7 protein-coding genes are annotated in these 12,650 nt (G+C 48.4%); 5 read left to right on the forward strand and 2 right to left on the reverse strand.

The features are described from left to right. The first annotated feature begins 43 nt into the window (after positions 1–43). The 4 genes from abc-f (at position 44) to BS614_RS12775 (ending at position 8,987) form a co-directional block, all read left to right on the forward strand. The gene (abc-f, locus tag BS614_RS12760; protein ID WP_074094297.1) at positions 44–1,936 is read left to right on the forward strand and encodes a ribosomal protection-like ABC-F family protein; all 1,893 of its coding nucleotides are present in this window, start codon (positions 44–46) and stop codon (positions 1,934–1,936) included. Positions 1,937–2,569: 633 nt separating this feature from the next. Beyond that, positions 2,570–3,604 (forward strand): phenylalanine--tRNA ligase subunit alpha, encoded by a 1,035-nt coding sequence (gene pheS / locus BS614_RS12765; protein WP_017689641.1) that lies wholly within the window; start codon positions 2,570–2,572, stop codon positions 3,602–3,604. Positions 3,605–3,686: 82 nt separating this feature from the next. Next, positions 3,687–6,140 carry a phenylalanine--tRNA ligase subunit beta gene (pheT, locus tag BS614_RS12770; protein ID WP_074094298.1) on the forward strand — a complete coding sequence of 818 codons (2,454 nt, stop codon included), beginning with the start codon at positions 3,687–3,689 and terminating at the stop codon, positions 6,138–6,140. Positions 6,141–6,278: 138 nt separating this feature from the next. Further along, the gene (locus BS614_RS12775; protein ID WP_074094299.1) at positions 6,279–8,987 is read left to right on the forward strand and encodes a cell division protein ZapA; all 2,709 of its coding nucleotides are present in this window, start codon (positions 6,279–6,281) and stop codon (positions 8,985–8,987) included. A 104-nt stretch (positions 8,988–9,091) separates the two neighbouring features. On the opposite strand, the gene BS614_RS12780 is transcribed toward BS614_RS12775, so the two are convergent. Together BS614_RS12780 and BS614_RS12785 are read right to left on the reverse strand one after the other, a co-directional pair. Continuing rightward, positions 9,092–9,487: a cupredoxin domain-containing protein gene (locus BS614_RS12780; RefSeq protein ID WP_373461337.1), complete on the reverse strand. Its 396-nt coding sequence runs from the start codon at positions 9,485–9,487 to the stop codon at positions 9,092–9,094. A gap of 217 nt (positions 9,488–9,704) precedes the next feature. Beyond that, on the reverse strand, positions 9,705–10,064 hold the full coding sequence (locus BS614_RS12785; protein ID WP_017689637.1) for a phage holin family protein: 360 nt from the start codon (positions 10,062–10,064) through the stop codon (positions 9,705–9,707). A gap of 187 nt (positions 10,065–10,251) precedes the next feature. Here BS614_RS12785 and BS614_RS12790 point away from each other — a divergent pair, with 187 nt between their 5' ends. Further along, positions 10,252–12,618 (forward strand): endonuclease MutS2, encoded by a 2,367-nt coding sequence (locus tag BS614_RS12790; RefSeq protein WP_047842259.1) that lies wholly within the window; start codon positions 10,252–10,254, stop codon positions 12,616–12,618. Positions 12,619–12,650: the final 32 nt, after the last annotated feature.

Raw genomic sequence — 12,650 nt, forward strand, 5'->3', positions numbered from 1 at the left:
TTTTTTTTGTTCAGCAAAAAGGATGCAGGAAGGATGAGGCCTCATGATGACATTGGTACGCTTACATGAAGTATCAAAAGAATGGAACGGTATTGAATTGTTTACAGGATTGAATTTGGAGATTAATGAGGGCGAACGACTCGCCATTTTGGGTCGCAACGGATGCGGCAAGACAACGTTGTTACGTATCATTTTGGGTGAGGAGCATGGTGGTGGACGGATTGAACGTCATATTCCTCAGCAGGAATGGGGGTTCATGCGCCAGCGCTCGGAGATTGAGACCGGGATGAATGTACTGGATGCGGTCCGGCGTGAGAGCGGTCAGATCTATGAAGTGAAACGGAATTTGGAAGAACTGGAACAACGTTTGAGCATGAGCACTGAAGCGGATGAAGAGTTGCTTGCAGCTTATACACAAGTGATGGAGCAATATGAACAGTTGAACGGTTATATGTGGGAGACTGAGGTAGAGAAAGTACTGACTCGCCTTGGATTATCCGCGGAGCATTGGAATAGACCCTATCATTCCTTGAGTGGTGGACAAAAAACAAAGGCTCGTTTGGCGGGGCTGCTTGTCAGCAAACCCAAATTCCTGATCCTGGATGAACCGACGAATCATCTGGATGAGGGAAGCATGCGCTGGCTGGAAGAGTGGTTATCCTCATATGAAGGTACGCTGTTATTTGTATCACATGATCGTACGTTTATTGATCAGGTAGCAACAGGAGTCATTGAGTTCAGTCCAGATGCCCTGACCAAATACAAGGGCGGATACTCCGACTACAAGATCCACAAAGAGCGTGAATTACGCGAACAGGAAACGATCTACCGCAGGCAGGAATTGGAACGTAAGGCGCTGGAAGAAACGATTCGAAATTATCAGGAATGGTTCCATAAAGCGCATAATTCGGCGACCGATGTAGAGGTGAAGATCACCCAGAGCTTCTATAAGGCCAAAGCCAACAAAAATATTTCACGTTTCCATGCGAAACAAAAACAGCTGGAACGTTTGGAGCGGGAACGGGTGGATAAACCTCGTGAAGCCGCAAAGTTGAACATGGAATTACAGATGAATCCACTGGCTGCACGCCAGCTGCTTGCGCTGGAAGAGGTGAGTTTTTCATATACGGGAGACAAATCATTGCTGCGCAATCTTCGAATTACTGTGGAACGAGGAGATCGGCTTGCTGTACGGGGCCCTAATGGAACGGGCAAGACAACACTGCTGAAGTTGATGATTGGTGAACTGGAGCCTTCGCAAGGCAAGGTCACACGGCATCCGCAACTGAAAATCGGATACTTTTCACAGGAGCTGGAAGGGCTTCCCGAAAATCTGACGCTGCTGGAGAGCTTGCTTACCCTTCCATCCATGACACAAAGTGCGGCACGTACCATTCTGGGATGTTTCCTATTTTCCAGAGATGATGTGTTCAAGCGCATTGGGGATTTGAGCATGGGGGAAAAGTGCAGAGTGGCATTTCTGAGACTGTACTTTGGCGGAGCGAATCTGCTGGTGCTGGACGAACCGACGAATTATCTGGACATCGATACCCAGGAAGTCATGGAAAATGTATTAAAACAGGCTTCGGGTGCTTTGGTGCTTGTATCCCATGACCGGATGCTGACGAAGTCACTCGCGAATCGGTTATGCGATCTGGAGGCTGGTGGCACAGCAACTCTGTTTGAAGGAGGCGTATCGGATTGGGAGCAGTCCACCAAACTTCGGGAGGTGGCGCTGGAGACCCGGGAATCCGATGATGAGCGGTTACGATTGGAGATGCGCCTATCGGAGTTGCTGTCTCCTGTGAGCACTGCTGGAAAAGACAGTCTGACACAGCCCGAGCATTCGAATGAGCGAGCAGTCGAGGCAGCTGAGATTCGCGAAATCCAGCAGCGCCTGAAACAATTGAAAGATAAGGGTGCAAGCATAAATTAGAATATGGACGGCTTGCTATTTCGATCTATTTTGCATATAATTATGAACGATCATCGATGATTACATCGATATAGGTAAGTGTTCAAAAAGATCGGTTTTCAGTACCAAGAAGATGGGATGAAGATAGAAATGGAGTAGTGGAGCGTAGGAAAACTACGTGAGCAACTACAATGTTTCCGAAGGAAACATACTTCGTAAGCATCTGCTTATTCGGCTGAATGCCATATTCGACGCTGATGATGCCGCTAGGCATCATTCGTAATCAAAAGCGGACTTTTTGACAACCTCTAGAGGTTTAACTTAAAAGCAAACGTGATGATGGAGATAAGTAAGCAGTGCCTCTGGACAGGGAGGAAGCGCCGTAGATTGAGAGCGTTTCTGTAGAACAAGGCTGCCGAAATTCACTCCGAAGCGGTTCCCTGAACCTGTTTGTGTGCAGACACAGAGGCAACAGTAGGGGCAAACGGTTAACGGTCGTTATTCCGTACAAAGTGAGACAGAACCAGTTGCAGGCCAGAAGGGCCACGCAGCAATGGATGTCTAACAAGGGTGGTACCACGGTCTTTTCGTCCCTTCAGGGGAGAGAAGGCCTTTTTTTGTTGCAAAAACACCACAAAAAGGGGGCAATTACACATGAAAGAACGTTTAGAGGCATTGAAGATCGAAGCGCTGGAGCAGTTGTCTGGTGTGAATGATCCGCAGACGCTCGGTGATCTGCGTGTAAAGTATTTGGGGAAAAAGGGTGCATTGACTGAAATTTTGCGTGGTATGGGTGCGCTTAGTGCGGAGGAACGTCCAGTTATTGGTCAAGTAGCCAACGATGTTCGGGCTGCCATTGAGGAAGTCATCGACAGCAAGCAGGATCAGTTCCAGAAGGAAGAGACAGCGAAGCGTCTGCAATCCGAGAAAATTGATGTGACTCTGCCAGGACGTCGTGGACGTCAAGGCGGACTGCATCCACTGACCAAAGTGGTACAGGAGATCGAAGATATTTTCATCGGTATGGGATACCGCGTTGCGGAAGGTCCTGAAGTCGAAATGGATTATTACAACTTTGAAGCATTGAATCTGCCAAAGAATCACCCGGCGCGCGATATGCAGGATTCTTTCTATGTTACCGAAGACTTGTTGATGCGTACCCATACATCTCCTGTGCAAGTACGTACCATGCAGAGCATGAAGGGCGAAGTGCCTGTCAAAGTCATCTGCCCAGGTAAAGTATACCGCCGTGATGATGACGATGCGACGCACTCTTTCCAATTCAACCAGGTTGAAGGTTTGGTAATCAGCGAAAACATTCGTATGAGCGATCTGAAAGGAACCCTGTTGCAATTCGTGCGCGAAATGTTCGGTTCCCACACAGAAATTCGTCTGCGTCCAAGCTTCTTCCCGTTCACAGAGCCAAGTGCAGAAGTGGATGTAACCTGTGTACAATGTGGCGGCAGCGGCTGTCGCGTATGTAAGCAAACAGGCTGGCTTGAAATTTTGGGCGGCGGTATGGTTCACCCGAAAGTACTGGAAATGGGTGGTTATGATCCGGAGAAATACAGTGGTTTTGCATTTGGAATGGGCGTAGAACGTATTGCGATGCTGAAGTATGGTGTCGATGATATCCGTCACTTCTACAATAGCGATTTGACCTTCCTGAAGCAATTTGGACGGCTGTAACTTTAAGACAAGAAAGATTAACCATATATAGCAAGCGAATGAACCGGGAACACCAATTTATAGATGAAGGAAGTGAACGTCCATGAGAGTATCGACAGATTGGCTGTCTGATTATATTTCCCTTGAAGGTGTGACGCCACAGGAATTGGCGGAGAAAATCACCCGTGCGGGTGTCGAAATTGATGTAGTGGAGAACCGCAACAAGGGTGTCAATAAAGTTGTTGTAGGTTATGTGAAGAGCAAGGAGAAACACCCCGATGCAGACAAACTGAATGTATGTGTCATCGATGCTGGTCAGGAAGAAGATCTGCAGATCGTGTGTGGTGCGAAAAATGTGGATGCAGGCCAAAAAGTAGTCGTAGCCCTGGTTGGAGCAAAGCTCCCTGGTGGATTGGATATCAAAAAAGCCAAACTGCGCGGTGTTGTCTCCCTTGGCATGATCTGTTCCGCCAAAGAGCTGGGCATGAACGACAAATTGTTGCCGAAAGATCAGCAGGAAGGTATTCTCGTTCTGCCGGAACAAACGGAGGTTGGCACGCCAATCAGCCAGATTCTTGGTCTCGACGATCATGTGCTTGAACTGGACCTGACACCGAACCGTTCTGACTGTCTCAGCATGCGTGGTGCAGCTTATGAAGTGGGTGCCATTCTGGGTCGTGAAGTGAAGCTGCCAAGTCCCAAAGACCAACTGGTTGAAATTGGTGATGCAGCTGCGAATCATATCTCTGTAGAGATTAAGGCACAGGAGCAATGCATTCACTATGCAGCTCGTTATGTAACTGGCATTAAGCTGGGTGCTTCCCCGCTGTGGATGCAAAACCGTCTCATGGCGGCAGGTGTTCGCCCAATCAATAACATCGTTGATATCACGAACTATGTCATGCTGGAATACGGTCAACCGCTACATGCATTCGATGCGGATAAGCTGGAAAAGGGCCATATTGAAGTGCGGATGGCCAACGAAGGCGAAACGATTGTTACGCTGGATGGACAGGAGCGCAAGCTGGAGCCGCACATGTTGCTCATCACGGACGGCGTGAAACCTGTAGCCATCGCTGGGGTTATGGGTGGCGAGAATTCCGAGGTATCGGAAGGCACGGTGAATCTGTTGCTGGAGTCCGCCAAGTTCGATGGCGGAACCGTTCGGAAAACGTCGCGCCAACTGGGGCTACGTTCCGAAGCAAGCATGCGTTTTGAGAAGGAAGTAGACCCGGGTGCGGTCATTACGGCTTTGGATCGTGCGGCTGAACTGATTCAGCGTTATGCTGAAGGTGAAGTGCACCAGGGAATCGTGGAAGCTGGAGCGGAAGCTGCGGAGAAACGTGTAATTCAATTGTCGCTGGATCGACTGAATCGTTATCTGGGAACCGATCTGTCTTTGCTTGAGGTAAAAACGATCTTTGCTCGTTTGCACTTTGCATGTGGTGATGCTGATCAAGGATTGCTGGATGTGGAAGTACCAACACGCAGAGGGGATATTACGCTCGATGTAGACTTGTTTGAAGAGATTGCACGCCTGTACGGATACGACAACATTCCAACCACATGGATTGAAGGACCGACGACTCCAGGGGCATATACACGCTCTCAAGCAATGCGCCGCACGATTCGTGGATTGCTCTCCGGCAGTGGCTGGCAGGAAATGATCAGTTACTCCTTTGTACACCCGGATAAAGCGACCCTGTTCCCGGCGTTGACACAAGGAAGTAAAGCCGTGAAACTCGCGATGCCTATGAGTGAGGACCGCAGTGTGCTTCGTACGAGTATTTTGCCGCAAATGCTGGATGCAGCGGTGTATAACATGAACCGTAAACAGGATTCACTGGCTGTATTTGAAGTGGGCAATGTGTTCTTCACCGAAGAAGATCAGTTGACCAAGCAACCGCATGAGATCCCAGTACTGGGGCTGCTGCTCACCGGGAATCGTGCAAGCCAGCAGTGGAATGTTGGAGCGGAGAAAGTAGACTTCTTCGATCTGAAAGGTGCTCTTGAGCATCTGTTCGCCTATGTGGGGCTTGAACAACGCATTCGCTTGGTAGCAAACAGACCTGAAGGATTCCATCCGGGACGTTCCGCATCGGTTTACCTGGAAGGTAAGGATGGCGGGGAAGGCACATTGATCGGTACATTGGGTCAATTGCACCCGGAACTGCAACAGCAGTATGATCTGAATGATGTATATATCGCAGAGATTGCACTTGAATCGATTTACAATGAAGCAGACGCTGACATTCGTTATCGTGAACTTCCGCGTTTCCCGGCCATGGAACGTGATATCGCGGTTGTTGTGAATGAGGATGTTGAAGCTGGAGACATGCTGCGTACCATTCGTGAATCAGCGGGTGAATTGTTACAAACTGTACAGGTGTTCGATTTGTTTACTGGTAGTAAACTGGGTGAAAACAAGAAAAGCGTGGCGATGGCACTGGTATACCGGAATCGTGAACGTACACTGACCGATGAGGAAGTTACTGAAGTTCATGCCCGTGTAGTGGCTCGTCTGGAAGAGCAATTCGGAGCGGAATTGCGTAAATAGGACAAAAGAAGATTTTTTGAACAAAGATTAGCAGGAATTGTTTGAAGTCACATCGAATCCTTAGCATTAGAGGATCGATGTGACTTTTTTGTGATTACAGCTTAGAATCAACATACAGACTTGAAGGAGGGCACAACTGTGACTACACCTGATCGTACACGCGTCACCGTAGAGATCTACGGGACTTCCTATAAACTGGTTGGCAGCAGTGCCGACTATATGAAACAAGTAGCTAACCTGGTGGATGAGCGTATGGGCGCAATCTCCAAGCAAAATTCCCGTCTGGATACTCCGCGTATTGCGGTACTGGCGGCTGTACATATGGCTGAACAGTCTCTTCAGACTCAGGAAATCCGTAATGAACTGAAGATGCTCACTGGAGAACGTACAGAACTGAGAAACGAATTGAATCGGTTGAACGCCATACAAAATGAACATCAACAAGAATTGGAACGGCGTGACCAGGCTCTTGCTGATTTGCAACAGCTGAAGATTGAAGCAGAGCAGGCGTTGCAAAAGTCCGAATCGGACAAAAATTCAGAGATAGCCAAGTTGAATAAGCTGCTGGAGCAAGAACGCGCTCAAGCAACGGAGCGAGTGCAGAGATTGCAGGCCCAAGCGACAGCACAACTGAAGGAAGCAGAAGCCAAGGGAACGAAACAGCTGAAGGAAATGGAAGAGAAAGCGGCTAACCAGCTTAAAAATGCACAGGCACAGGCTGCTTCCCAGCTCAAAGAAGCTCAGAACCGTTCTGCAGCCGAATTGCAGCAGGCACAGGCCAAAGCTGCGGCACAATATAAAGAGTTGCAGGACAAGACTGCAGCTCAATTAAAAGAAGCCGAAAGCCGTGCCGTTGCAGAACGTCAACAGATTGAAGCGAAGGCTGCGCAGCAGGTTCAGGCAGCCAAGGAAGAAGCCGAGTCGGCCATTTTGTCCGAGTTGGAGCAGGCAGAGAGCAATCTGAAGAAAGCTCAGGAAGAAGCAGCGCTGCAATATAACGAACTTCAGCAACAGATGGAACTTCGTCTTCAACAGGCTGAAGAAAAAGCGCTGCAACAGACACAAGAGCTCACGGATCAGGCGAATCAGGAACGGTCTGCCTTACAGGAACAAGCGGAGCAGAAGCGCCTGACTGAGATAAATCAGTTGAATGCGGAGTTCAAGGCGTTATCCGAGCAGTTGGAACTCGAATGGATGGAGAAAGAAGCAGCCCTCGAGGAACAATTGCAGCAAGCCAAGGAAGCAGCAGCGTCCCAGGCGAAAGAAGCCGAAGCGGCGGCAGAGGCCTTATTGCAAGAAGAACAGGGCAAGCTCAAACAGCAACTTGAGGAACAACGTAAACAGGCGGAGGCTCGACTATTAGATGTCGAAGAGCAATTAGAAGAAGTGATGACCCAGCTCATCAGTGCACAGGACATGGTTGCAGAGCAAGAACAGCAGCTTCAGCACGAGCGTGGTCAATTGGAATCGTTACGTCATGAGCATGGGGTCCGTAAACAGGAGCAGGAAGTTCAGACTCGCCGAATTACGGAACTGGAGCAACAACTGGAGCAGTTGAAAGAGGACCGTTCCCAGTTGCAGGAGCTTCTGCGTGAAACGGAACAGGCTGCCCAGCAATCCCGTGATTCACAGGAACAATGGAAGCAGAAGTATAATGAGACTGTGGATAGAGAAACCTCTCTCACAGCACAGCTCCGCAAACTTCAGGAGCAACATGCACAGCTTGAGCAGGAAGCCCAAAAGCTTCGTGAGGCTGAAGTGAAGTCGGAAGAGGAACAGCGCAGACTGCAAAAAGTGCTTGAACAAGCTCATGTTGCGGTGCGTACATTGCAGAATGAGATCGGCACGCTTACGGAACGTGAGCAGTCCTTGAAGGACCTTGCTGAGCAGCGATTGGCTGAGATCGGAGACCTGGAGAATCAGATTCTTGAAGTTGCTGAACAAAATGAAACGTTGGAGTCTGGTGTGCAATCCCTTCATGATGAATTGTCCGTGGTGAAGGAAGAGTCTCGTTTCAACCATGAAGAGGCTGTGCAATACCAGAAGGATGCAGAGCTTTTGGAAGAGAAACGTAATCAGCTTGAAGTTGAGCTAAATGTTGTTCGGGAAGAGCTGAACCGACTTCAGGATAACTATAAACAAATCCGTAATGATTACAGTGATGCATTACAGCGTGAAGAGAATTACAGTTCCAAGCTGGATGAACTGAGCAAGGAGAAACAGGAGATTGTGAGCGCACTTGAAGAAGCGAGACAGTCTTCAGCTAGACTTTCCGAGCGTTACTCTGAGCAAGAGAGCCGGCTAGCCCAGACTGAGGAAGAAGCGTTGGAGTGGCAGATCAAATACGAAGAACTGTCAGCCAAACAGACCGAGTTGGCATCCCGTCTGGAGCAGTTGACAAGACGTGAAGAAGAACTTCGCTCAAGCGTTGAACAAGCAGAGCAGAACGACCAGGTATGGCAACGCCGTGCGGATGAATGGGCGGCTCAGGAACAAACCTGGCAGGAACGCTGGGCTGCACTTGAGAATGAACTGACGGTTTGGAAGAGAGAAAGTGCGGCAAGTAGTGAGTTGCTGGAGGGACTGGAACAAGAACGACAGCAGCTGGACAAGTTACGTGCAGAAGCGACCCAAGAGAAAGAGATCATGGAAACTGAACTGCTTGAGATGGGGGAGCGTTACGAACTAGCGGCCAATCAATTACGTTTGTTACAGGTTGAACGTGAAATGGAGCAGGAGAAGGCAGAGCAGCTGAACACGGAATATCGTCAGTTGCATGATGAATATACGAAATTGCAGACGGAATATAACGAATGGATTGAATTGATTGAACAGGACCAGACCTAGCGGAATGAATGTAGCAGAACTGGATCGTGGGCAACGTACTCTGGTACAATTTGTTATACTAAAGAAGGAGCTCCCGTCGCTGCGGGGGCTCCTTGTCTTGAATACTATTCTTCAACGATAATTTTGGAGATCATGCTGCTGTGTCCTGAACCACAGAAGACAGAACAGGACATTTCAAACTCACCAACTTTGTCCGGGGTTATGACTTTGGAGCTATTTCTGGTATCCAGTTGAAGATTCAGCTCAGGCACAAGGATACCGTGATTTCCGTTTTCATTTTTATAAACAATGTTAACGGGAACGCCTTTTTTAAGATGGTACTCAGGTTGATCGAATTCATAGTTACTTGCCTTGATGACCAATTCTTCACTGGCTGTAACTCCAGCATCCGCATCGGATCCATTGCTGCCAGATTCTGCGGACTGTTTCGCCCCTCCACATGCAGTGAGGACCAGAATTAACATACAGGCAGCGAGCCATGTTATGCCTTTCTTCATCATGTGCCTCCTTAAAGCGTGATATGGATAAAATTTGAATGATTGCTCCAGTCATCATACCGCAATATGTGGATGCCTGTACACGCTGCGTATGTCGTTTTTTTGAAAATTGTACGTGTACGGCAGAGCGTGTGCACTGCCTGAATGAAATAAACCCCTTCCGGCCCAGGGCCTTCAGAGGTTTAGGAGAATACATGGGGACTTTAAGGTGAAGTGGAGATTAACTTTTGGAGCTTCGTCCGGCATCAAAAGGGGTGGATACCGGGATGAAGAGATCGATAATCCCGATAACCAGCGCAGCGAGAATGGCACCGAGCAGGCTGACTTCAACATGATCTACAACATATTGACCAAGCCAAATCACCAGTGCGCTAACGATAAATCCGACAATACCGCGACCAAACGGGTTGACTCTTTTGCCGAAGATACCTTCAACGATCCAGCCGAGCAGGGCAATGACAAGAGCAAGCAACAGGGCGCTCCAGAAGCCACCAACGGCGAATCCGGGAACGATCCAGCTAACCACCATTAATACAATTGCAGCGATGATAAATCGCACGACATGTCCCAGGAAATTCATGGTGTTTACCTCCTTTTATTCGGATTGAACTGAGCAGGGCAACTCCAAGGGGATGGAGAGGTTGCACAATCCTGACACCTGTAGTTTGTGGTGCTATGGTTGAAGTTATGTGTGGAAGGATTCGTTAAATAGCGTAAGAAAGTTTCTTTCGTTATAATACAGATATAGTTTGGAAGGAGTTGTACACTTGGACACGAAAATTTTACACACACTGGAATATCGCAAAATTTTAAATACATTGCTTAGCTTTGCCCAGACAACCATGGGAAAAAAGAAAGCGGAGCAACTTGAACCAAGCAGTGAACTTGAAGAAGTGAAGCGGTTGCTGCAGCAAACCGATGAAGCCTTCACATTTGATCGTCTGAAAGGTTCACCGTCGTTTGGGGGAATTGTAGATATTACGGCTTCCATCAAACGTGCTGAAATTGGAGGCACACTTAACCCTCACGAACTTTTGGGAATATCCAATACAACCTTTGCGGCGCGGCGATTGAAACGTCAAATTGGTACTTTGCATGAAGATGAGCCCATCGAATCATTGTTCTATATCAGTGATCAACTGTCAGAGCAAAAAACGCTTGAGGATGCCATCAAAATCTGTATTGACGATAATGCAGAGGTTGCCGACAGTGCAAGCGTTACGTTGGCGCAGATTCGTCGTGAGCTGCGAGGCGGAGAAGCGCGGATTCGCGAAAAACTGGATTCCATGATTCGATCCTCTACCGTATCCAAGATGCTTCAGGATCAGCTCATCACCATCAGAGGAGACCGTTTTGTTATCCCGGTGAAAGCTGAATATCGTTCGTACTTTGGTGGGATTGTGCACGATCAATCCGGTTCGGGTGCGACATTGTTCATTGAGCCGGAATCCATTGTTGCAATGAACAACAAATTACGTGAAACCCGGATTCGGGAAGAACGCGAAATAGAAATTATTTTGCAGAAATTGACGGCACTTGTCAGTGAGCAGGGAGAGTGGCTGTTGTATGATGTCGACTTGCTGGGATCACTTGATTTTATCTTTGCCAAAGCACGTCTGGCTCGTGAACTGAAAGCAACATTGCCTCGCATGAATGACCGCGGGTTCCTGAAGCTCAAGAAAGGCCGTCATCCACTGATTCCAATTGAAAACGTGGTTCCAATCGACATAGAGTTGGGCAATGATTACACATCCATTATCGTGACAGGTCCCAATACGGGTGGTAAAACGGTAACGCTCAAAACAATTGGATTGCTGAGCCTGATGGCCATGTCCGGTTTATTTGTTCCGGCTGAGGATGGCAGTCAGTTATGTGTATTTGATGCGATCTATGCAGACATTGGGGACGAGCAGAGTATTGAGCAGAATCTGAGTACTTTCTCCAGTCATATGACCAACATCATTCGCATTCTGAAAAACATGACACCAAAAAGTTTGGTATTACTCGATGAACTTGGCGCAGGGACAGATCCGGCTGAAGGTTCCGCACTGGCGATCTCCATGCTGGAGCATATGCACCGGACGGGATGTCGCATGGTTGCAACCACTCACTATAGTGAACTGAAAGCATACGCATATGAGCGTAAAGGTGTCATTAATGCCAGCATGGAATTTGACATCAACACACTGAGTCCAACCTATCGCCTTCTGGTGGGTGTACCTGGACGAAGTAATGCATTTGCCATTGCAGAGCGACTGGGACTGCCGGGTTACATTCTCGACTACGCCCGTGGCGAAGTGAAGGAAGAGGATCAACGGATTGAGCACATGATTGCTTCTCTTGAAGAGAACCGTCTTACGGCTGAACAAGAGCGTGAGAAGGCCGAGAGCTTGCGCCAGGATATGGAGAAATTACGCAGTCGTCATCAGACCGAACTGGAGAAGCTGGAGCAGCAGCGTGATCGCCGGATTGAAAAAGCAGAAGAAGATGCACGCAGCATTGTGGACAAGGCTCGCGCGGAAGCGGAGAAGATTATAGCAGATCTTCGCCTGTTGGCTATGGAAGAAGGTGCTTCTGTGAAGGAGCACAAACTCATTGCTGCCCGTAAACAGCTGGACGAGGCTGAACCGGAGAAACGCAGAAAAACGGTCAAGAAGACGGCAACAGCGCCGAAGACTCGTGCTATCGGTCCTGGTGATGAAGTGCTTGTCTACAGTTTGAATCAAAAAGGCCATGTTGTAGAGATGGCGGGCAGCAAAGACGCTATGGTACAACTGGGGATTATGAAAATGAAAGTATCCCTGGATGACCTGGAACTGCAGCAATCGGCTCCCGCAGCCAAACCGAAACAAAAACCGGTAACGGGTATGAAACGTACACGTGATGACAATGTGAAAAGTGAATTGGATCTGCGTGGTACCAACCTGGAAGAAGCCCTGATGGAGACAGATCGGTTCATTGATGAAGCTTTCCTTGCCAACCTGGGCCAAGTTTATATTATTCACGGTAAAGGTACAGGAATTTTACGTTCCGGTATTCAGGATTACCTGCGTAAGCATAAACATATAAAAAGCTACCGGCTGGGCAATTACGGAGAAGGCGGGAACGGTGTGACCGTCGCAGAATTGGAATAGCCGGTCCATGAATCAATGATATTCTGCGACCT

It is taken from the genome of Paenibacillus xylanexedens (assembly GCF_001908275.1).
Classification (GTDB): Bacteria; Bacillota; Bacilli; order Paenibacillales; family Paenibacillaceae; genus Paenibacillus; species Paenibacillus xylanexedens_A.

Coding starts and splice junctions, on each gene's coding strand:
- pheS (WP_017689641.1), top strand. CDS start 2,570: ATGAAAGAACGTTTAGAGGCATTGAAGATCGAAGCGCTGGAGCAGTTG.
- BS614_RS12780 (WP_373461337.1), bottom strand. CDS start 9,487: ATGATGAAGAAAGGCATAACATGGCTCGCTGCCTGTATGTTAATTCTG.
- abc-f (WP_074094297.1), top strand. CDS start 44: ATGATGACATTGGTACGCTTACATGAAGTATCAAAAGAATGGAACGGT.
- BS614_RS12785 (WP_017689637.1), bottom strand. CDS start 10,064: ATGAATTTCCTGGGACATGTCGTGCGATTTATCATCGCTGCAATTGTA.
- pheT (WP_074094298.1), top strand. CDS start 3,687: ATGAGAGTATCGACAGATTGGCTGTCTGATTATATTTCCCTTGAAGGT.